This window comes from Microbacterium testaceum (assembly GCF_020781835.1).
Classification (GTDB): domain Bacteria; phylum Actinomycetota; class Actinomycetes; order Actinomycetales; family Microbacteriaceae; genus Microbacterium; species Microbacterium testaceum_H.
Window position 1 is genome coordinate 201642 of the sequence record NZ_JAJGNJ010000001.1, and the last position, 21971, is coordinate 223612.

The window sequence follows — 21971 nt, forward strand, 5'->3', positions numbered from 1 at the left end:
GGCGGCATCGCGCTCGGGCCCGGCAGCGTCCGAGGCGCGTGACCGGCTAGCCGCCGACCGGCACCAGACGCGTGAGCTGGGTGACGTGACGGGGCTCGAGCTCGTCGAGACGCGAGACGCCGAGCAGGGCCATGGTGCGCTCGATCTCGCTGCGCAGGATCGCGATCGCGCGGTCCACGCCCTGGCGACCCCCGGCCATCAGGCCGTAGAGATACGCACGGCCGATGAGCGTGAACCTCGCGCCGAGGGCGACGGATGCCACGATGTCGGCGCCGTTCATGATGCCGGTGTCGACCATGATCGTGGCGTCTTTGCCGACCTCGCGCACGACCTTCGGCAGGAGTCGGAACGGGATCGGAGCCCGGTCGAGTTGGCGGCCGCCGTGGTTGGACAGCACGATGCCGTCGACGCCGAGGTCGACCAGGCGCGCGGCGTCCGCGACGTTCTGCACGCCCTTCACGACGAGCTTGCCCGGCCACATCCCCCGGATGACGTCCAGGTCGTCGTAGCTGATCGTGGGGTCCATGGCGGCGTTCAGCAGCTCGCCGACGGTGCCGCCGGTGGTGCTGAGGGAGGCGAACTCGAGCTTCGGCGTGGTGAGGAAGTCGTACCACCACCAGGGCCGCGGGATGGCGTTGACGATCGTGCCGAGCGTGAGCTGCGGCGGGATCGAGAACCCGTTGCGCTTGTCGCGCAGGCGCGCGCCGGCGACGGGCGTGTCGACGGTGAACATCAGCGTGTCGAACCCCGCCGCGGCGGCACGCTCGACCAGACCGAAGGAGATCTCGCGCTGGCGCATGACGTACAGCTGGAACCAGTTGCGTCCCACGGGATTGGCCGCTTTCACGCCCTCGATCGACGTCGTGCCGAGGGTGGAGAGGGTGAACGGGATGCCGGCGGCCGCGGCCGCGGAGGCCCCGGCGGTCTCACCCTCGGTCTGCATCAGCCGCGTGAAGCCGGTGGGCGCGATACCGAAGGGCAGTGCGGAAGGCCCGCCGAGGATCTCGCACGACGTGTCGACGTTCGCGGCCGGACGCAGGATGTCGGGGTGGAACTCGACGTCCTCGAACGCACGGCGGGCGCGGTCGAGCGAGATCTCGCCCTCGGCAGCGCCGTCGGTGTAGTCGAACGCGGCTTTGGGCGTGCGGCGCTTCGCGATCGTGCGAAGGTCGTCGATCGTCAGCGCGGCGTCGAGGCGGCGCTTGCGTGCATCGAGTTCCGGCTTCTTGAACTGCATGAGCTCGAGGAGCTCGCCGACCTTCGGCAGCTGACGCTGAACCATGGAGTCTCGCTTTCGTGTGGTCTGACCACAGACTACGCCCGGATCCACCGCCCGGGCGCGGCGGTCAGGGGCGGGGGTCGTAGCGGAGGGGAGGGTAGGCGCGAGCGACGCGCGCCCGCAGATCCTCCAGGCTGGCGCCGGCACCGAAGCAGCCGAGCGCGCGGGCCTGGACGAGGACATTGCCGAGCGCCGTGGCTTCGACGGGACCGGCGAGGACCGGAACGCCCGCGCGGTCGGCGGTCGCCCTGCAGAGGAGCGCATTGCGCGCACCGCCACCGACCAGATGGATCACGTCGACCTCACGCGACGCGAGGGCGCCGGCGGTACGCACGGCGCGGGCGAAGGCCTCGGCGATGCTCTCGACGATGATCCGCGCGAACATCGGCCGGAACGAGCGGCTCGGACGATCGCCGCCCAGAAGAGCGGCGATGCGGGCGGGCATGTCGCCCGGAGCCGCGAGCGAGGGGTCGTCGGTGTCGAACAGCCGCGCCGGGGAGGGCACCGAGGCGGCCCGCGCGAGGAGCGCCGGAAGGTCGATCGCGGCACCGTCCTCCTCTTCCCAAGCTCGCACCGTCTCGCTGAGCAGCCACAGCCCGGTGACGTTGTGGAGGAAACGCACCCGTCCGTCGACGCCGCCTTCGTTGGTGAAGCCCGCCGCGCGGGCGGCATCCGTCACGATCGGTTCCGGAAGCTCCAGACCGACCAGTCCCCACGTGCCGCACGAGACGTACGCGGCGCCCGGCGTCGACAGGGGCACGGCGACGACCGCCGACGCGGTGTCGTGCGACCCGACGGCGACGACGGGGACCGCACCCAGCTCGGCCGACGTCGTGCCGATCGTCTCCCCCGGATCCACGAGCGGCGGGAGGACGGATGCCGGCAGGCCGAGCGTCGCGACGAGATCGGCGTCCCACTCCCCCGTGCGCACGTCGAGCAGGCCGGTCGTCGAGGCGTTCGTCCGCTCGGTGACCGCGCGGCCGGTGAGGCGCTGCGCGAACAGGTCGGGGATCAGCAGACTCGTCTCGGCCTCGCCGATCCGCGGGTCGGCCGCGTACTGGTACATCGTCGTGAACGGGAGGAACTGGAGGCCGTTGCGGCGATGGAGCTCCTCGAACGGGACGCTGCCGTGAACGGCCTCGACCCCGTGCGCGGTGCGTGCGTCGCGGTAGTGGAAGGGCTCGGCGAGGAGCTGCCCGTCGCGCAGCAGGCCGTAGTCCACCGCCCACGAGTCGATGCCGATGCTCTCGATCCGCGGCTCACGCCGCATCGCCTCGGCGAGCCCCGCACGCACGTGCGCCCAGAGCGCCTCGATGTCCCAGTGCCACCCGTCCGCGCGCTCGACGGGCCCGTTGGGGAACCGGGACACCTCTTCCAGCTCGAGCGTGGCGTCGCCGACCCGGCCGATCATCACACGACCGCTGGTCGCGCCCAGGTCGACGGCCGCGACGGCCCGTAACGCGGTCACCGCAGGAACGCCGCGGCGACGCCCGAATCCACGGGCACGTGCAGACCGGTGGTGCGCGAGAGCTCGGGCCCGGTGAGGACGTACACCGCGTCGGCGACGTTCTCGGGAACGACCTCGCGCTTGAGGATCGTGCGGTTGGCGTAGAACTGACCGAGCTCCTCCTCCTTGACCCCGTAGGTGGCCGCGCGGTTCGCGCCCCAGCCCGCGGCGAAGATGCCCGAGCCGCGTACGACCCCGTCGGGGTTGATGCCGTTCACGCGCACGCCGTGCTCGCCGAGCTCGACAGCCAGGAGGCGCACCTGGTGCGCCTGGTCGGCCTTGGTCGCCGAGTAGGCGATGTTATTGGGCCCGGCGAAGACGCTGTTCTTCGACGAGATGTAGATGACGTCGCCGCCCATCCCCTGCGCGATCAGGGCCTTCGCCGCCGCCTTCGACACCAGGAACGAGCCCTTGGCCATGACGTCGTGCTGCAGGTCCCAGTCCTTCTCGGTCGTCTCCAGCAGCGGCTTCGACAGCGACAGACCCGCGTTGTTGACGACGAGGTCGATGCCGCCGAACGCGAGCACGGTGGCGTCGATGGCGGACTGCACACCCTCGGCATCCGCCACGTTCGCGGCCACGCCGATGGCGACGTCGGCCGACCCGAGCTCGGCGGCCACGGCCTGCGCCTTCTCGAGGTCGAGGTCGGCGACCACGACGCACGCCCCCTCCGCGGCGAGGCGGGTGGCGATGGCCTTGCCGATCCCGGATGCCGCACCCGTGACGAACGCGATCCGCCCCTGGTGCGTCTTGGGCTTCGGCATCCGCTGGAGCTTGGCCTCCTCGAGCGCCCAGTACTCGATACGGAACTTCTCGGCGTCCGAGATCGGCGCGTAGGTCGACAGCGCCTCGGCACCGCGCATGACGTTGATCGCGTTGACGTAGAACTCGCCCGCGACGCGCGCCGTCTGCTTGTTCGCGCCGTAGGAGAACATCCCGACGCCCGGCACGAGGACGATGAGCGGGTCGGCGCCCCGGATCGCCGGCGAGTCGGCATCCGCGTGCGCGTCGTAGTACGCCTGGTAGTCGGCGCGGTACTCGACGTGCAGCTCCTGCAGCCGCGCGATCGCATCCTCGACGGAGGCGCCCGCGGCCAGGTCGAGGATCAGCGGCGTGACCTTCGTCCTCAGGAAGTGATCGGGGCAGCTCGTGCCCAGCGCGGCGAGGGCGGGCGCCTTCTCGGATGCCAGGAAGTCCAGCACCACGTCGGAGTCGGTGAAGTGGCCGACCATGGGCTTGTCGGTCGAGGCCAGGCCGCGGATCGTCGGGGCCAGAGCCGCCGCCTTCGCACGGCGCTCGGTCGCGGGCAGAGCGGCGAAGCCGGCGCGGACACCGCCGAACGGTTCGGCCGCGCCGTGCTCGTCGATGTACGCCTGGGCGGTGTCGATGATCCACAGGCTGTTGCGCTCGGCCTCCTCCGAGGTGTCGCCCCACGCGGTGATGCCGTGTCCGCCGAGGATCGTACCGATCGCCTGCGGGTTCGCGGCCTTGATCGCCGCGATGTCGAGGCCGAGCTGGAAGCCGGGGCGGCGCCACGGCACCCAGACGACCCTGTCGCCGAAGATCCTCGTCGTCAGGTCCTCCCCGTCGGCCGCGGTGGCGATCACGATGCCCGCGTCGGGGTGGAGGTGATCGACGTGGGCGGCATCGACGAGGCCGTGCATGGCGGTGTCGATGGAGGGGGCCGCTCCCCCCTTCCCGTGAAGGCAGTAGTCGAACGCCGCGACCATCTCGTCCTCGCGTTCGATACCGGGGTAGACGTCGACGAGGGCGCGCATGCGGTCCAGGCGCAGCACCGCGAGCCCCTTCTCGGTGAGGGTCCCGAGATCGCCGCCGGACCCCTTCACCCACAGCAGTTCGACCGGCTCGCCGGTGACGGGATCGATGTCGGTGCCCTTGGCGGAGGTGTTGCCGCCGGCGTAGTTGGTGACTTTCGGGTCGGAACCGAGGCGGTTGCTGCGCGCGATGAGAGCGGCGGCGGTGTGGTTGGTCATGGTGTCTCCTTGTTGCGAGCCGCCGTCAGGCGCCCCATCCGGCCTGGGTGCCGCCGACGCGTTCCTCGGCGATGCGGGACTGATATCCGGATGCCGCGAACGCGGCCATCGGGTCGGCGGGGAGGCCGCGCGAGTCCCGCCACTCGGCCAGGGCCGGGCGCACGTCGGTGTAGAAGGCATCCATGAGAACCGCGTTGGCGGCCAGGACGTCGTTCGCGACCTGGGCCGCGGTCAGGGCGTCGCGGTCGACGAGGAGGGCGCGGGCGGTCATCTCCTGCACGTTGAGCACGGAGCGGATCTGTCCGGGGATCTTGTCCTCGATGTTGTGGCACTGGTCGAGCATGAAGGCGACGTCGGGGTTGTTCAGGCCCCCGCCGCGGACGACCTCGGTGAGGATGCGGAAGAGCTGGAACGGGTCGGCCGCGCCCACGATGAGGTCGTCGTCGGCGTAGAAGCGCGAGTTGAAGTCGAACGACCCGAGCTTGCCGAGCCGCAGGAGCTGCATGACGATGAACTCGATGTTGGTGCCCGGGGCGTGGTGCCCGGTGTCCAGGCACACCATGGCCCTGTCGCCGAGCGCGGCCACCTGCGCGTAGGACGTCCCCCAGTCGGGTACGTCGGTGTGGTAGAACGACGGCTCGAAGAACTTGTACTCCAGGACCAGACGCTGGTTCTCGCCGAGACGCGCATAGATCTGCTGCAAGGAGTCCTGCAGGCGGTCCTGCCGACCGCGCATGTCGTTCTGGCCGGGGTAGTTCGACCCCTCGGCGAGCCAGATCTTCAGATCGCGGGAGCCCGTGGCATCCATCACGTCGATGCAGGCGAGGTGATGGTCGATCGCCTTGCGGCGGATGCGCTCGTCGTGGTGGGTGAGGGCGCCGAACTTGTAGTCCTCGTCCTGGAAGGTGTTCGAGTTGATCGTGCCCAGCTTCACGCCGAGGTCTTCGGCGTGGCGGCGGAGGGCGCCGAAGTCGTCGACGAGGTCCCACGGGATGTGGAGCGCGACGGTCGGGGCCAGAGCCGTCAGACGGTGCACCTGGGCGGCATCCGCGATCTTCTCGAACGGATCGCGCGGGGTTCCCGCGGTCGGGAAGACGCGGAAGCGCGTGCCGGAGTTGCCGAATGCCCAGGACGGCAGTTCGATCGCCTGCCCTTCGAGGGTGGACAGGATCTCGGCGGTGAGGGTGGTCATGGGCGGTCCTTCTCCACGGCGGCGGGGTGTGCAGGATGACTCGAATGAATCGTTTCAGATAATGAATCGTTTCACGACGATAGTGTGGAGGCTCGGATTCGTCAAGCGGAGAGGCACCCGGTGTCAGCGAGCATCAAGGACGTCGCGTCGGCGGCGGGGGTGTCCGTGGGAACCGTCTCGAACGTCCTCAACCGGCCCGAGAAGGTCTCCCCCGCCACGGTCGAGCGCGTGCACGCGGTCATCGGCGAACTCGGTTTCGTCCGCAACGACGCCGCCCGGCAGCTGCGGGCCGGCCAGAGCCGCTCGGTCGGTCTCGTGGTGCTGGACAGCGCCAACCCGTTCTTCGCCGAGGTGGCGCGCGGGGCCGAGGAGCGCGCCGACGCCGCCGGCCTCTCCGTGCTGATCGGCAACAGCGGCCAGCACGGCGCTCGTGAGAACGCCTACCTCGACCTCTTCCGCGAGCAACGCGTCCGAGGCGTCCTGCTGACGCCGAGCGATCCGGCCGCCCCGGCGATCGCGCACGTCGGCATCCCCCTCGTGCTCGTCGACGGCGAGTCCCCCGATGGACGCGTCTCGTCGGTCGCCGTCGACGACGACGAGGGTGGGTACCTCGCCGCGCGGCACCTGCTGGAGCGGGGTCGACGACGCATCGCCTTCGTCGGCGGCCCCCTCGGCGTGCGGCAGGTGGCCGACCGTCTCGAGGGCGCGCGCCGGGCCCTGGCCGAGGTGCCCGAGGCACGGCTGGAGGTGGTGGAGAAGCCGGCGCTGACGGTGTTCGCCGGGCGCCAGGTCGGCGAGGAGTTCGCCGCGCGCCGCCCCGAGGATCGCCCGGATGCCGCCTTCTGCGCCAACGATCTGCTCGCGGTCGGACTTCTTCAGGGGGCGGCGATACTCGGCGCCGTTCAGGTCCCCGCCGATCTGGCGATCATCGGCTACGACGACATCGACTTCGTGCAGTCGACGGTGGTGCCGCTGTCATCGGTGCGGCAACCCGCGCGCGAGATCGGCGCGACCGCGATCGAGCTGCTCCTGGACGCGCTCGCCGATCCCGCCGCCGCGCCTCGGCGCGTCCGATTCCGGCCCGAGCTCGTCGTCCGCGCCTCCACGCGCGGCTGAACCGGCGCGTGCAGGCATATCACGTCTCGCGCGTGATCGTCACCTTGACCTTGAGCTGGCTCTTGCCGGGTCCGGCGTACACGCCGCGCAGCGGCGGGACGTCGTTGTAGTCGCGCCCGCGCCCCACGAGCACGTGGCGGTCGCCGATCTCGATGTTGTTCGTCGGATCGAATCCCTGCCAGTCGCCGGCGAACCACTCGACCCACGCGTGAGATTCGCCCGTGACGGCCTCGCCGACCTCCGCGGAGGGCTTGGGGTGCAGGTAGCCCGAGACGTACCGGGCGGGGATGCCGACCTCGCGCAGGGCACCGAGGGTGATGTGGGCGATGTCCTGGCACACGCCCTTGCGGGCCTCCCACGCGTCCACCGCGGTCGAGTGCACGCCCGTGACGCCCTGCATGTAGTCGATCGCGTCACCCACCGCTTCGGCGATCGCGTGCGCGGCAGGGCCGGGGCGGTCGTGCTGGCCGGCGATCCTGTGCGCCAGCTCGGCCACCTCGGCGTGGGGCATCGTGCGAGGGGTCTGCGTCAGCTGTTCGACCGTCGTGATCGACCGGGACGCCTCCGCGCGGAGTTCCTCCCACGTGATGTCGGCGTGCTCGATGGGCCGCGGGCGCACCTCGACGAGGGAACGCGCCGTGATCGTGAGCGCCGAGTGCGGGGAAAGGACGTCGAACGCCGCGACACGCGTGCCGAAATAGTCGACGTACTGGTTCACCGACGTCGACGGCTCGATGTCGAGCGACGAGCTCAGCACGAACTGGCTGTCGGTCGAGCCGGGCAGCATCCGCGCCTCGTTGTACGAGGCCACGACGTCACCCGGGTAGGCGAACCCGGTCTGGTGCTCGATGCGCAGGCGTTTCACGAGATCTCTCCGATCCACGCCGGCTCGGCCTGCGTCGGGAAGAACCGCGACCGGATGGCCTCGGATGCCTCGCGGGTCACCGTTTGCACGCGCTGCATGTGCTCGGGCAGCTCCGCGAGGATGTCGCTGATCGGGCGGTACTCCAGGTCGTTGCGGATCTGGCCCAGGGCCCGCAGCACCGTGTTGGAGTGGCCGACGCGGTCGGCGCGGGGGTCGATGGCGCTCATGCAGTCCTCGGCGCGCTGGATGGAGTAGATGATCGACCGCGGGAACAGCCGGTCCAGGAGCAGGAACTCGGCGGCGTTGCGGGCGCTCGGCATCCCGCGATACGTGCGCAGGTACGCCTCGTAGGCCCCGCACGAGCGGAGGATGGTCGTCCAGGACGGACCCGAGACCTCGGTGAGCGACCGGGTGGCCAGCAGCCGCGCCGTCATGTCGGTGCGCTCGATGCTGCGACCGAGGGTGAAGAACTGCCACGCCTCATCGCGGTTGGTGGAGGAGTCGACGATCCCGATCGCGAGCGCCGCCCGCTCGCGCACCCACTGGAAGAACTCGTGCACCTTGTCGGTCTGCAGGCGCCGCGGCATCCGGGAGTTCGTGGTGTTGAGGATCTCCCACAGCTCTGTCGAGACGATCTCGCGCGCGCGACGGGCGTTCTCGCGGGCGGCGGTGAGCGAGTACGCGATGCTCGACGGGTTCATGCGGTCCACCGCGAGCCGGGCCAGCACGTCGTCACGCCGGACGCTGTCGACGTTCTCGGGGAACGCCGAACCCATCACGCTCAACAGCGACCGGCACGCCGTGTCCTCGTCGATCCAGGGATCCTCGAGGAGCAGCTGCAGGTGCACGTCGAGGATGCGGGCCGTGCCGTCGGAGCGCTCGATGTAGCGGCCGATCCAGAACAGCGACTCGGCGATACGGCTCAGCACGGGGGCACCTCCCCCGTCTGCTGCTGCTGTTGCTGCTGCTCGGCCTGGGGGCCGTGCTGCACGCCGGCGTCGGCCTGCTGCTGCTGCTCCTGCTGATCGCGGTCGGCGCGCAGGTCGCGCGGTGACGTGGCGGGGGCGGGCTGCCCGTCGTAGACGATCGGGATCGCCTCGGTCACCGCCGCCTGGTCGGCCACGAGCCCGGACACGCCGTTGCCCTGGCCGTACTCCACGTGGGAGGGGGCGGATCCGCCCACGACCCAGGTGTCCTTCGACCCGCCGCCCTGGCTGGAGTTGACCACGAGCTGCCCCTCGGGCAGGGCCACGCGGGTGAGTCCGCCGGGAAGGACCCAGATGTCGTCGCCGTCGTTGACCGCGAACGGGCGGAGGTCGGCGTGGCGCGGGCGCATGCCGTCCTCCACGAGCGTGGGGATCGTGGAGAGCATCACGACGGGCTGGGCGATCCAGCCGCGCGGGTCGGCGAGCAACCGACGCCGGAGCTTCTCGAGCTCCGCGGGCGAGGCATCCGGACCGACGACGAGGCCCTTGCCGCCCGAGCCGTCGACGGGCTTCACGACCAGTTCGTCGAGGCGGTCCAGCACCTCCTCGAGCGCGCCCGGATCCTCCAGGCGCCACGTGTCGACGTTCTTGAGGATCGGCTCCTCGGCGAGGTAGTACCGGATGAGATCGGGCACGTAGGTGTACAGCAGTTTGTCGTCGGCGACGCCGTTGCCCACCGCGTTGGCGATGGTGACGTTCCCCAGGCGCGCGGCGAGCATGAGCCCGGGCGCACCGAGCATCGAATCGGCGCGGAACTGCAGCGGATCGAGGAAGTCGTCGTCGACGCGGCGGTAGATGACGTCGACGCGCTGCGGACCGCGGGTCGTGCGCATGAAGACCTTGCCGCCGATGCACAGCAGATCGCGGCCCTCGACCAGCTCGACGCCCATGAGGCGCGCGAGCAGCGTGTGCTCGAAGTACGCCGAGTTGTAGACGCCAGGGGTGAGCACGACGATGTTCGGGTCGTCGATGCCGGCCGGAGCGGAGGCGCGCAGCGCCGCGAGCAGCTTGTTCGGGTAGTCGCCGACCGGGCGCACCCGCATCGAGACGAACAGCTCCGGCAGCGTCTGCGCCATCACCCGGCGGTTCGAGATCACATAGGACACCCCGGAGGGGACGCGGACGTTGTCTTCGAGCACGCGCATCTCTCCGTGCTCGTCGCGGATGAGATCGATGCCCGAGACCTGGATGCGCACGCCGTTGGCGCTGCGGATGCCCGCCGCCTGGCGATAGAAGTACTGCGACGAGGAGATCAGCCCCGCCGGGAGAATGGCATCGCGCACGCAGTGCTGGTTGCCGTAGGCGTCGTCGAGGAACGCCTCCAGAGCCCGCACCCGCTGCTTCACACCGGCCTCGATGCGCGACCATTCGTCGTAGGCGATGACCCGTGGCACGGCATCCAACGGGAAGGGACGCTCCTCGCCGGCGAAATCGAACGTCACGCCCTGGGCGAGATACGAGCTGGCGAGGGAATCGGTGCGCCCGCGCAGCTCTTCCTGCGTCATCTGCGCCAGCGTCTGGTACAGCTCCCGATACGCCTCGCGCGAGGGCGCGGCGTCTCCCGGGGCGGCCGGGACACCGAACATCTCGTCGTACGCCGGGATGCCGGATACGGTCTTGCGCGGCGCCAACGTGGAGCCGTAACCGTCGAACAGGTCACCCATGCCCCGAGCCTACCCACGCGCGTGTTGCGGAGGTGTTTCCCCCGCCCCGGGGGCGCCATGGCTAGGCTGGCCCGACATCTGCCGCCTCGACAAAGGGTGCCCCTATGCGCGTGCTCGTCACCAGTTCCCGCAACACCTTCGCTCTCGACCTCGTCCGCAAGCTGGGCAGCGTGGGCCACACCGTCTTCGCCAGCGACACGTTCGACGGCGCCGTCGGCAACCACTCGCGTTTTCTCGCCGGCCACCTGGTGACCCCGTCACCGCGGTTCGAGACGGATGCCTTCATCGCCTCGGTGAGCGCCTATGTGCGCGAGCACGACATCGACGTGATCATCCCGACGTTCGAGGAGGTCTTCTACCTCGCCGCCCGGGTCGCCGATCTGCCGGAGGGTGTGGAGCTGTACGCGGGGAGCTTCGCCGACCTCGCGCGCCTGCACGACAAGGCGAGCTTCCAGCGCCTGGCCCAGGATGCCGGGGTGCCCATCCCCGAGACCGTCGTCGTGACCTCTCCCGAGGAGTTGCGCACGGCGATCGAGCGCTTCCCCCGGTACTTCGCCCGCGCGGCGTTCTCGCGCGGTGGCGTCGGGCTGCTGACGAACACGGGGCCGCTGGCGGGCAAGGTGCCGATCGAGGACTGCGTGCCGACGCCGGAGCAGCCCTGGCTCGTGCAGCCGTTCGTCGACGGCCCCATGGTGTGCACCTACAGCGTCGTCGTCGACGGCCGCGTCACCGCCCACACGACCTACAAGGCCGCGGAGCAGTGGGCGCACAGCACCGCGATCGCCTTCGTCGCCGTCGACAGCACCGACACGCTGGCCTACACGCAGCGGATCGTCGAGACCCTCGACCCGTCGTTCACGGGTCAGATCTCGTTCGACTTCGTCGACCACGGCACCGAGGGCACACCGGACTACAAGATCATCGAGTGCAATCCGCGACCGACGAACGGCGTCATCCTGCTCGAGGCCGAGGACGTCTCGCGTGCGATCGAGGGCGCCGTGGATCACACGGTCATCGCCGTCCCCGGCACCGAGCGGCAGATCACGCTCGCCGTCCTCGCCGACGCCTTCACGGAACCGCTCACGCACCTGCCCAAGACCCTCCACGACCTCGTCCACGTGCGCGACGTGGGTGCGGGATGGTGGGACGACGCGGCGATGCTGTGGAGCCCGGCGACCATCGTGCACGGCGCGAAGATCTCGCACGGCGAGCGCAAGGAGGTGCTGGCAGCCCTCGGCGACGACATCGTCTGGAACGGCGAGCCCATCGAGGGCATGAGCCCCACGGATGCCGACGCGCTGGAGGCGGTGCACGCCGGCCGGGTCTGAGCCGCGCGGCCGCGCGAGTGGCCGAGATACGTCGCTGGGAGCCTCCTCCGGCGACGGATCCGGCGGCTCGGCGGCCGCGACCGGGTCAGGCGCCGGGGCGCAGGACGACCTTGATGCAGCCGTCCTCCTTCTTCTGGAACGTCTCGTACAGACCGGGGGCGTCCTCGAGCGGGGCGTGGTGGGTCACGAGGTCCATGACGCCGAGCGGGTCGGCGGGATCCTCCACCAGCGGCAGCAGGTCGTCGATCCACCGCTTGACGTTGCACTGGCCCATACGGAAGTTGATCTGCTTGTCGAACATCGTCTTCATGGGCAGCACGTCGGCCTCACCGGCGTACACGCCGCTGAGCGAGACGGTGCCGCCGCGGCGCACGAGGTCGATCGACGCGTAGACGGCGGCGAGGCGGTCGAGCCCGGCCTTGTCCATCAGCTTCTGCGCGAGAGCGTCCGGGAGCAACCCGACGGCGTTCTGAGCCAGACGGATGCCGCCGTTGCCGTGCGCCTCCATCCCCACGGCATCCACGACGCCGTCGGCCCCGCGTCCCTCGGTGAGGTCCACGAGCTCGTCGACCACGGTGTCGGTGAGGTCGTAGGTGAGCACGCCGTGGCGCTCGGCCATCGCGCGACGCTCGGGCTCGGGCTCGACCGCGAGCACGCGATACCCGAGGTGCACGCCGATGCGCGCCGCGAACTGCCCGACGGGTCCGAGGCCCATGACCGCGAGCGTGCCGCCGTCGGGGACGTTGGCGTACTGCACGCCCTGCCATGCCGTCGGCACGATGTCGCTGAGGAAGAGGTAGCGGTCGTCGGGCAGGTCGTCGCCGACCCGGATGTGGTTGTAGTCGGCCAGGGGAACGCGCAGGTACTCGGCCTGGCCGCCCGGCACCTGGCCGTACAGCTTCGTGTAGCCGAAGAGCGCCGCGCCGCTGCCGTACTCGCGCACCTGCGTCGTCTCGCACTGCGACTGCAGGCCACGGCGACACATGAAGCAGTGCCCGCAGGAGATGTTGAACGGGACGACGACACGATCGCCCACGGCGAGGTTCGTCACGGCCGAGCCGACCTCGACCACGACACCCATCGGTTCGTGGCCGAGCACGTCGCCCTTGTCGATGAAGGGTCCGAACAGTTCGTACAGGTGGAGGTCCGAACCGCAGATCGCGGTCGAGGTGATCTTCACGATCGCATCGGTGGGTTCGAGGATCTGAGGGTCGGGGACCTCCTCGACGCTCACGTCGCGCTTGCCCTGCCAGGTCAGTGCCTTCATCGTCATGCCTCTTTCGATCCGGGGGCGTCCAGTCTGCGGGCAGGCGGTCCGGACGACGGAGGCGGTTGACGAATGGGCGCCGAGGCCCCAAGGTGCCTCAGGCGCCCGGCGCCGCGATGGGCGGGGCGTCGATCCAGGCGTGCACGCGTCGCAGGAACGCGGCGTATCCGGCGGGGGTGCGCCCCACGAATCGCCCCGAGGTCTCCACCTCGTGCACGTCGCTGGCCTGCTCGCGGGCGCCGAGGGCCCGCAACGCGCGGACGAGGGCGACGTCCTCGTGCTCGACGAGATCGGGGATGCCACCGGATTCGGCGTACGCGCTCGCCCGCACACCCAGGTTGGCGCCGTGCACGTTGCCGGGCGGCCGGCCGCGATGGTGCGTCGCGCGCCAGTAGGCGGCGTGGCGGGCGCTGAGGTCGGCGAAGTCGGGGCGCACCGTACCGAGCACCAGGTCGACCCCGGCATCCATCAGATCGAGTTGATGCGTGATCCAGTCGCGCGGCACGACCGTGTCGGCATCCGTCATCGCGACCCAGGTGTCCTCGGGACGGGCGTCGACACGGTCGAGGGCGTACGCGACGCCGACGCGGCGCGCGGTGCCGACGTTGCGCGCCGCGATCTCGATCGTCTCGACGGGCCACCGCCGTGCCTGCGCGAGAGTGGTGTCGGCGCAGGCGTCGAGCACGACGACCACCGTGGCGACCAGCGCCCGGTCGCGCTCGCGCTCGCGCGCCTGGGTCACCGCGCGCGTCACCGACGCGAGGCATCTCCCGATCAGCGCTTCCTCGTCATGGGCGGGGATCACGACCGCGACGGCCTTCACGCCACCAGTCCCGCCTCGGCTGCGACCGAGCGCGCGCCGGGTCGACCGAACACCTCGAGCACGAAGTCCTCCTCCTCGTGCCGCACGAGCCGCACGAGGTCCGGGCGAGCGGCGAGCGCGTCGTGCACGTCGTCGCCGCTGCGGGGGTATTCGGCGACCGGATGCCGCCAGTGACAGGCCACGAGGTGCCCGTCCGCGCTGAGCGAGCCGACGCTCGCCCCCAGGCCGCGGTCGAGGTCGTCCGCTCCCCAGTAGTAGGCCACCTCCGACAGCACGATGAGATCGAATTCGCCCCCCGGCCACTCGGCGGGAAGCATCGCGCGGCGCACCTCGACGTCCTCCCGGCCAGCCAGACGCCGTTGTGCCCGCTCGAGCGCCGCCGGGGCGAGGTCGACGGCGAGCACGCGGTCGCAGCGGTCCGCCAGGTGCGCGGTCACGGCACCGGTCGAGCAGCCGGCCTCGAAAGCCGAGCGGTACCGCCGCCGCGGGAGCGACGCGAGCAACACCGCGCGCTTGCGCTCCTCGTACCAGCGCGAGTCGAAGCCCCATGGGTCGTCGTGCCGGGCGTACATGTCATCGAAGTAGTCCTGGCCGACGGTGCTGACGGAGGGCGCGGCCCCCGCGTCGCCCGGGACCGACGCCGGTTCGGCATCCCCGGTGGGGTCCGGCGCGAAGAACACCTCGGCGTCGCGCGTGAAGTGCGCGCGCATCCCGGCGTGCAGCATCGGCTCGTCGCCCGGCGCCGCCGACAGCGGCCGCACCTGGCTCGCGTGGGCGTCGAGCGCCCGGGCCTTGGCCTCGCGCGCCGCGGTGTCCAGCCCGAGCGCCTCGGCGCGATCCCAGGGCACGTCGTCGGGCCCGCCCCAATGCCACAGCCAGATGGGGAAGGCCCGCGAACGCACGCCGCGCGACGCGCAGACGGCTTCGACGGTCTCGCCGATGACGCGGTGATCGCGGTGCCCGTCGCCGCGCCAGGTGGAGAGCACCAGCACCCGGTCCGCACCCGCCCGGTCGAGCGCACCGTGCACCGCCGCGGCGATGGCGTCCCGGTACCCGTCGGTGCCGCCGTCGGGGAGCCCGAGGAACAGCGGATCCTCGGTGAGGCCGACGACCCGCGCCGCGTCGATCAGCTCGCGGCGCCGCAGCAGCGCCAGGGTCGCGGGACTGTGCGTGGGCGAGTCGGGGTGCGAGCTCTCGCCGTCGGTCACGACCACGAGGTCGATCGCGACACCGCGGGCCGCCGCGGTCGCCAGCACGCCCGCGGCACCGAGCGTCTCGTCGTCCGGGTGCGCCGCCACCACGACGATCCGGTCGACGTCGATGTCGAGCGCGGGGAGCGGCTGGGTCAGCGCCGACGTCCAGACGCTCTCGTCCGTGCCGGGGTCGCGGTGATCGAAGCTCACCATCCCGCGGCCCCCGTCGCCACGTCGCCGCCGATCGTGGCGAGGTCGCGTTCGGCGTGGTGCTGCCGCACGTACACCCGCAGGTCGGCGACGCGCCGGGCGTGCGCCTCATCGGCGACGAGCGGGAGCGGCCCCAGGGCGTGCGCGGCCTCGGCGAGCGTCGTCTCCACCGCGTCGGCCACGACGGTGCGGGCACGAGCGGCGCGCAGACCCTCGGATGCCGACGGGCCGGCCGCGAACACCGTCGCCGTCTCGACGAGCACGGCGCGTGCCGCCCAGAGGGCGACGTCCGCCCGGCCGAGGTGGACCCGGGAGAGCTGGTCGGCGCGATCGGCGCGCGCCGCCTCGGCCAGCGCCGACCGCAGGGGCACCGCCCCACCCCACCAGCACGCCGCCACACCGGCGCCACCGTGCGCGAAGCCGGGGCGACGCAGATACCACCCGGGGTCTCCAACCGGCACGGCGACCGCACCGTCGACGTCGATCGGTGCACTGATCACGCGCTCGAGCCCCCGCGCGTGCCACGGGCCGGTCCGCGCCGTCACCGCCGGGTCGCGCAGGTCGAGGGCGAAGAGTTGCCGCTGCTCGTCGTCGACCCAGGCGGTGACGAGCGCATGCGTGAGGTCCGCGGCGAGCGAGCACCACGGTTTCGTGCCGTGCAGCCGCCACGCCCCGCCCTCCCGCCGTGCACGGAGACGGGTGCCCGGCGCCTCGGCGGCGAAGACTCCCCAGGAGCAGCCGCGCTCGACGGGCACCTCGAATCCGGCCGCGGCGGCCTCGTCGAGGATGCCGAGGGCGTCGAGGTGCGGCTCGAGCACGCGGGCGGCCGCGACGTCGCGGGCGGCGACCGACGCGAGCAGCTCCCACGTCGCCGCCGGCGTGCGGGGTCGCGAGACGCCGACGGCCCACGCGAGCGTGGCGGCGACGTCGGTGCCGAGCCCGACAACGGCATCCGCGCCGGAAAGAGCCGCGCGGACGTCGTCGAGATCGGGGGTGTCGTCGGGCACGAGCAAGGGGAAGGGGGGATGAACGGTGTCGCCCATCCTCCGATTCTTCCGATCCACGCCGGATCCGCCGAGGCTTGACAGCCGGGGCCGATCGCGCCACCGTCCCGCGCCACGAGGTGTCCGCGGGCGGTCGCGACCGTCGATCAGCGACGCGGACGGCGGGCGTGCACCAGCGCGTCGACGCGCGCCAGGGGCAGCAGGATCCGGGGGAACGACGCCGAGAGGCCCGGGCGCGGCAGACGGTCCAGCGCCGCCTCCTCGCCCGGGAGCAGGTCCTGTCGGCCGCGGACGAGACGCCGCGCCGCGTTGAGCAGCGCCATCGGGTGGGTGTCCAGCGCGCTGTGGCCGTTGCGCAGCCGCACGAGGGTGGCATCCGGGGCCGTTCGGGCGACGCGTTCGGCGATCTCGGGCGTGGTCCGCAGGTCCCGATCGCCGGACAGCAGCACGAGCGGCCAGGTGAATCCGGATGCCGCGGCCGCCAGGTCGTACGGCTCCCCCGCGAACGCGGGAAAGCGCGGGGCGAGCGGCGCGTACGTCAGCGCCGGGTCGAGCGGGAGGCCGTCGGGAGGGGCGCCGTAGTGGAGCTCGCGGAAGGCGATCGAGCCCACGACGTCGAACTCGTAGATGCCGGGGATGCGCGCGATCGACGCGTCACGCGTCGCGTAGGCGGCGAGCGCGCGCCAGGCCAGACCCGGGCGGTGCCGCACGAGGGGCCGCACCAGTTCGGGCCCGACGAGCTCCCATGCCGCCCGCACGACGTCGAGCACGACGCGTTCATCGATCCCGTCGTCGACGAGGCGCCGCACGCCGCCGGCGATGTCGTCATCGGCATCCCAGAAGAGCGACCGCAGCCGCGCCCGCTCCCAGGCGAGATCACCGGTGGACTGCAGCGCGGAGTCGAGCAGCATCCCCGCCACGCGATCCGGATGACGGGCCCCGAAGCCCGAAGCGAGGTAGCTGCCGTACGACGAACCGACGACGTGGGCTCGCTCGACGCCCTCGGCGTCGAGCACGGCGGCCAGGTCGTCGAGCACCGCGGTGACCCGCATCGCCTCGGACGGCAGGACGCGTCCGGCCAGGTCGTGGCGCGAGCGGCCGATGCCGCGGTGCTCGACCATGATGACGTCGAGTCCGCCCCCGGTGGCGCGCCGACGCAGTCCCCGGTACGGGAGCACGGATGCGAGCCCCGGCCCGCCCGGGATGATCAGCACCGGCGTCGCGGTGCGCGGTCCCGAACGGACGTAGGTCAGGTCGAACGGCGGCGCGCCGTCCACGGCCGGACGCCGTACCGTCCCCACGTTCTCAGGCATGTCTGCACGTTATCCCCCGCGGCGGCGCGGCGTGCCCGGGAATCACGGTCTCATGCCTCCCGCACGCGACATTCCCCGGCGGCTCACACCTCGTCAGGCGTGGACCCCCGGGCCGAGGACCGCGAGAAGGCGCAGCTTCTCGGCGCTCTCGCTGCCGGGGACGGCGGTGTACACGAGCAGGGAGTGGGAGGTCTCGGGATCGACGAGGGTCTGGCAGTGCAGCTCGAGAGTGCCCACGGCGGGGTGCGCGAACCTCTTGGTCCCGCTCGGCTGCAGTCCCACCTCGTGCGCCGCCCACAGGGCGCGGAACTCCGCGCTGCGCGCGAGCAGGTCCTCGGCGAGGAGGGCGGCCCGCGACCCGGGGCCGCGACGACCCACCACCTCGCGCAGCCCGGCGGCGAAGAGCCGGCCGAGGAACTCGTGCTCGTCGGGCTCGTACAGCGTGCGGGTCGCCGGGTCGGTGAACCAGCGATATCCGATGCTGCGATCGAGCCCGGAGCGTGACGACGCGTCGCCGGTGAGGGCCGCTCCCAACGGCGACTGCCGCAGCGTCTCGCCGAGCTCGGTGACGATCTCGGCGGGGGTGTCGTCGAGTCGATCGAGGATGCGCAGCAGCCCGGGGCTGACGTGCTCCCCGGCGGCGGTGCGCCCGTCGGGTACGTGTCCGGCGAGGCGGAACAGGTGGTCGCGCTCGGCGCGGGTCAGGTGGAACCCCTGCGCGATCGCGGCGAGCATCTGCGGCGACGGCTGCGGGCCGCGCTCGCGTTCCAGCCGCGCGTAGTAGTCGGTCGACATGTGCGCGAGCGCCGCCGCCTCTTCGCGCCGCAGCCCGGGCGTGCGCCGGCGCGGGCCGCGCGGCATCCCCACGTCCTCGGGCTGGAGCGCCTCTCGACGGGTGCGGAGGAAGTCCGCGAGGGCCGGTCGGTCGATCATGCGTCCCTGTCTACCCGCCGGAAGGCCGCCGAGCCAGGACGCGGCGATCCCCCTCTCCGCGTCGCGCGGACCCCGCAGCCGGGGATCGACGGGTCCTGGTTCTGCGCCTGCCCGCGCCGCACGCTGGAGCGAACGAACCGAGGAGACACCATGACCGACACCGACATCCCCCTCCCCTCCCTCGCCGGCCGCCGTGCCGTGCTGACCGGCGGCAGCGACGGCATGGGCCTCGTGATCGCCGAGCGCCTGGCGGCGGCCGGTGCCGAGGTGGTCCTGCCCGTGCGCAACCGCGCGAAGGGCGACCGCGCCGTCCAGACGATCCGCGAACGCGTGCCGGGGGCGCGTCTCGAGCTGGGCGACCTCGACCTGTCGTCGCTGGCGAGCATCGCCGCCTTCGGCGCCGCGCTGCGCGCCGACGGCCGTCCGCTGCACCTGCTGATCAACAACGCGGGCGTGATGACCCCGCCCGAGCGCCAGACCACGGCCGACGGCGTGGAGCTCCAGTTCGGGACGAACCACCTGGGCCACGTCGCTCTCGTCGGCCACCTGTTGCCGCAGCTGCGGGCCGGCGGCGCCCGCGTCGTGACGCAGGTCAGCATCGCGGCCCGCAGCGGACGCATCGACTGGGACGACCTGCAGGCCGAGCGTTCCTACGACGGCCAGCGCGTGTACGCGCAGTCGAAGGTCGCGCTCGGGCTGTTCGCCCGCGAACTCGACCACCGCAGCCGTTCCGGTGACTGGGGGATCACCAGCGTCCTGTCGCACCCCGGCGTCGCCCCGACGAACCTGCTGGCCGCGAGGCCCGAGATCGGGCGGGCGACCGACACCCCCGAGATCCGCACGATCCGCTGGCTGTCGCGCCACGGCATCCTGCTCGGCACGGTCCGTTCGGCCGCGCAGCCGGCCCTGCTGGCCGCGACCACGACGACCCCGCGCAGCGACGTGCTGTACGGTCCGCGTGGACCTCTGCACCTGGGGGGCGCCCCCGCAGCGCACGGCCTGTACCGACCGCTCCGCGACACCGATGAGGCCGCGCGCGTCTGGGAGGAGTCGCGGCGGCTCGCCGGTGTCTCGCTGACGGTGTGACGGCGCTCAGTCCGCCAGCACGCGACGGATCTGCTCGATCGCCCAATCGATCTCGGTGGCCCGGATCGTCAGCGGCGGCGCGATGCGGATCGTCTGGCCGTGGGTGTCCTTCACGAGCACGCCACGGGCCAGGAGCTTCTCCGCGATCTCCCGACCGCGCCCCGCTGCCGGGTCGATGTCGACGCCCGCCCACAGTCCGGCCACGCGTACCGCGGTCACGCCGTGTCCGATGAGCGTGTCCAGCCCCTGCGCGAGGTGGTCGCCCAGCGCCTTCGCGCGGGTCTGGAACTCTCCGGATGCCAGCATCTCGACGACGCGCAGACCCACGGCGCTCGCCAGCGGGTTGCCGCCGAAGGTCGAGCCGTGCTCGCCGGGGCGGATGACCCCGAGCACGTCCTCGTCCGCGACGACCGCCGAGAGGGGCAGGATGCCGCCGCCCAGGGCCTTGCCGAGGAGGTAGACGTCGGGGACGACGCCCTCACGGTCGCACGCGAACGTCTCGCCCACGCGCCCGAGACCGGACTGGATCTCGTCGGCGATGAAGAGCACGTTGTGGGCGGTGCAGATCTCGCGCACCCGGCGCAGGAACCCCTCCGGCGGGATCACGACACCCGCTTCGCCCTGGATCGGCTCGATGAGCACCGCGGCGGTGGTCTCGTCGATCGCCGCGGCGATGGCATCCGCGTCACCGTACGGCACGTGCACGAAGCCCGGCGCGTAGGGACCGAAGTCGTCGTGCGCGACGGGGTCGTCGCTGAAACCGACGATCGTGGTGGTGCGGCCGTGGAAGTTGCCGTCGGCGACGATGATCGTCGCGGCATCCGGGGCGATCCCCTTCGAGCGGTAGCCCCAGGCACGCGCGACCTTGATGCCGGTCTCGACCGCTTCGGCGCCGGTGTTCATCGGCAGCACGAGGTCTTTGCCGCACAGCTGCGCAAGAGCCGTGGCGAAGGGCCCCAGCCGATCGTTGTGGAACGCGCGACTGGTGAGGGTGAGGCGCTCCAGCTGCTCGCGGGCGGCGGCGAGGATCGCCGGGTGGCCGTGGCCGAAGTTCAGGGCCGAGTACGCCGAGAGCAGGTCGAGGTAGCGCTTGCCCTCCACGTCGGTGACCCAGACGCCCTCGGCGCGCGCCGCGACGACCGGGAGCGGGTGGTAGTTGTGTGCGACGTGCGCGCTCTCGGCCGCGATGAGCTGCGCGCCGAGGTCGTCGACGGTGGTGCTCATCGGGTGCCCCCGCGCAGTTCCAGCGTGCAGCACTTGATGCCGCCGCCGCCGAGCAGCAGCTCCGACAGGTCGACCAGGACGGGGGTGTAGCCGCGCTCGCGCAACTGGGCCTCGAAGCCCTTCGCGCGCGGGGAGATGATGACGTTCTTGCCGTCGCTGGCCGAGTTCAGGCCGAACACCGCACCATCGGCATCCGAGACCCGGATGGCATCCGGGTAACGCTCGCGCAGGATCGCCTGGCTGCGCTCGTCGAACGCGTTCGGCAGGTACGCGATGTTGGCCTTCTCGACGCCGCCGGGGCCCTCGACGGGGTCGAGGACAGCGATCGCGGTGTCGAGGTGGTAGAACCGCGGGTCGGTGAGGGTGAGCGAGACGACCTCGCGCGAGAACACCTCGCCCACCTCGCGGTGGCTGTCGCCGGTGGAACGGAAGCCCGTGCCGGCGAGGATCGTGTTCCCCACGAGCAGGAAATCGCCCTCGCCTTCGTTCACCTCGACGGGCTCGGCGACCTCGAAGCCGTTCGCGGCGAACCAGTCGATGAAGGCGGGGGCCTCGGCGGCGCGCTCGCGGAAGCGGAACTTCGGGCCGTACGCCACACCGTCGATGACGAAGCCGCCGTTGGCCGTGTAGACCATGTCGGGCAGGCCCTCGACGGGGTCGATGAGCTCGATCTCGTGGCCGAGCTCCGTGTAGGTGTCGTAGAGGGACTGCCACTGGCGCAGGGCCAGGGCGGTGTCGGTGGGGCGCGACGGCTCCATCCACGGGTTGATGCTGTAGCTGACGGTGAAGTGCTCGGGCCGGCACATGAGGTACCGGCGGTGCTGCTGCACGCGCTCGACCGTCGAGGTCGGGGTGGCGGCGGCGGTGGGGTTCGCGGACATCTCTGCTCCTCGTGAGAAGGTGCGGCGGACGCTGTCCTCGGGCCCGGTGGCCCTTCGACCCGGCGGCGCCGATCGCGCCGTGCGGGGAAAGGTCGGTCCGGGCACG

The 21971-nt window shown here is 71.8% G+C and carries 18 protein-coding genes; 3 read left to right on the forward strand and 15 right to left on the reverse strand.

The genetic code is table 11. The features are described from left to right. Positions 1-46 precede the first annotated feature (46 nt). The 4 genes from LL239_RS01010 to rhaI form a co-directional block, all read right to left on the reverse strand. Entirely contained in the window at positions 47-1282 is a 1236-nt protein-coding gene (locus LL239_RS01010) for an alpha-hydroxy acid oxidase (RefSeq protein ID WP_228161571.1), read from the reverse strand. Positions 1283-1346: 64 nt separating this feature from the next. Continuing rightward, entirely contained in the window at positions 1347-2747 is a 1401-nt protein-coding gene (locus tag LL239_RS01015; RefSeq protein WP_228161572.1) for a rhamnulokinase, read from the reverse strand. Further along, positions 2744-4780 (reverse strand): bifunctional aldolase/short-chain dehydrogenase, encoded by a 2037-nt coding sequence (locus LL239_RS01020; protein WP_228161573.1) that lies wholly within the window; start codon positions 4778-4780, stop codon positions 2744-2746. Before LL239_RS01020 ends, LL239_RS01015 begins: the two co-directional genes overlap by 4 nt. A 25-nt stretch (positions 4781-4805) precedes the next feature. Further along, the gene (gene rhaI, locus LL239_RS01025; RefSeq protein ID WP_228161574.1) at positions 4806-5972 is read right to left on the reverse strand and encodes an L-rhamnose isomerase; all 1167 of its coding nucleotides are present in this window, start codon (positions 5970-5972) and stop codon (positions 4806-4808) included. 120 nt (positions 5973-6092) lie between these two features. Here rhaI and LL239_RS01030 point away from each other — a divergent pair, with 120 nt between their 5' ends. Beyond that, positions 6093-7088, forward strand: coding sequence for a LacI family DNA-binding transcriptional regulator (locus LL239_RS01030; protein ID WP_228161575.1), 996 nt, complete (start codon positions 6093-6095; stop codon positions 7086-7088). A gap of 19 nt (positions 7089-7107) precedes the next feature. Here LL239_RS01030 and LL239_RS01035 read toward each other — a convergent pair whose 3' ends face one another. The 3 genes from LL239_RS01035 to LL239_RS01045 are packed head-to-tail and all read right to left on the reverse strand — an operon-like array spanning position 7108 to position 10603. Next, entirely contained in the window at positions 7108-7953 is an 846-nt protein-coding gene (locus tag LL239_RS01035; protein ID WP_228161576.1) for a transglutaminase family protein, read from the reverse strand. Then, entirely contained in the window at positions 7950-8882 is a 933-nt protein-coding gene (locus tag LL239_RS01040; protein WP_228161577.1) for an alpha-E domain-containing protein, read from the reverse strand. Before LL239_RS01040 ends, LL239_RS01035 begins: the two co-directional genes overlap by 4 nt. Continuing rightward, complete coding sequence (locus LL239_RS01045) at positions 8876-10603, reverse strand: circularly permuted type 2 ATP-grasp protein (protein ID WP_228161578.1); 1728 nt, start codon at positions 10601-10603, stop codon at positions 8876-8878. The genes LL239_RS01040 and LL239_RS01045 overlap by 7 nt, the downstream gene beginning before the upstream one ends. Before the next feature lie 104 nt (positions 10604-10707). Between LL239_RS01045 and LL239_RS01050 the strand changes: the two genes are divergently transcribed. After that, positions 10708-11931, forward strand: a complete 1224-nt coding sequence (locus LL239_RS01050; RefSeq protein WP_228161579.1) for a carbamoyl-phosphate synthase large subunit — start codon at positions 10708-10710, stop codon at positions 11929-11931. Positions 11932-12016: 85 nt separating this feature from the next. Here the strand turns inward: LL239_RS01050 and LL239_RS01055 are convergent, their stop codons facing one another. The 6 genes from LL239_RS01055 to LL239_RS01080 form a co-directional block, all read right to left on the reverse strand. Beyond that, positions 12017-13198: a zinc-dependent alcohol dehydrogenase gene (locus tag LL239_RS01055; protein WP_228161580.1), complete on the reverse strand. Its 1182-nt coding sequence runs from the start codon at positions 13196-13198 to the stop codon at positions 12017-12019. A 97-nt stretch (positions 13199-13295) separates the two neighbouring features. Beyond that, entirely contained in the window at positions 13296-14021 is a 726-nt protein-coding gene (locus LL239_RS01060; RefSeq protein ID WP_228161581.1) for a glycosyltransferase, read from the reverse strand. Continuing rightward, complete coding sequence (locus tag LL239_RS01065) at positions 14018-15427, reverse strand: bifunctional PIG-L family deacetylase/class I SAM-dependent methyltransferase (RefSeq protein ID WP_228161582.1); 1410 nt, start codon at positions 15425-15427, stop codon at positions 14018-14020. Before LL239_RS01065 ends, LL239_RS01060 begins: the two co-directional genes overlap by 4 nt. After that, positions 15421-16467, reverse strand: a complete 1047-nt coding sequence (locus LL239_RS01070; RefSeq protein ID WP_228161583.1) for an acyl-CoA dehydrogenase — start codon at positions 16465-16467, stop codon at positions 15421-15423. The genes LL239_RS01065 and LL239_RS01070 overlap by 7 nt, the downstream gene beginning before the upstream one ends. Before the next feature lie 107 nt (positions 16468-16574). Beyond that, a complete protein-coding gene (locus LL239_RS01075) occupies positions 16575-17741 on the reverse strand; it encodes an alpha/beta fold hydrolase (RefSeq protein WP_228161584.1) in 1167 nt (388 codons plus the stop codon). Positions 17742-17834: 93 nt separating this feature from the next. Next, positions 17835-18674: a helix-turn-helix transcriptional regulator gene (locus LL239_RS01080; protein ID WP_228161585.1), complete on the reverse strand. Its 840-nt coding sequence runs from the start codon at positions 18672-18674 to the stop codon at positions 17835-17837. Positions 18675-18824: 150 nt separating this feature from the next. Between LL239_RS01080 and LL239_RS01085 the strand changes: the two genes are divergently transcribed. Beyond that, positions 18825-19760, forward strand: a complete 936-nt coding sequence (locus LL239_RS01085) for an SDR family oxidoreductase (protein ID WP_228161586.1) — start codon at positions 18825-18827, stop codon at positions 19758-19760. Between the two features lie 6 nt (positions 19761-19766). Here the strand turns inward: LL239_RS01085 and rocD are convergent, their stop codons facing one another. Both rocD and ddaH read right to left on the reverse strand, forming a co-directional pair. Continuing rightward, entirely contained in the window at positions 19767-20984 is a 1218-nt protein-coding gene (gene rocD, locus LL239_RS01090; RefSeq protein WP_228161587.1) for an ornithine--oxo-acid transaminase, read from the reverse strand. After that, positions 20981-21865, reverse strand: coding sequence for a dimethylargininase (gene ddaH / locus LL239_RS01095; RefSeq protein ID WP_228161588.1), 885 nt, complete (start codon positions 21863-21865; stop codon positions 20981-20983). Before ddaH ends, rocD begins: the two co-directional genes overlap by 4 nt. Positions 21866-21971: the final 106 nt, after the last annotated feature.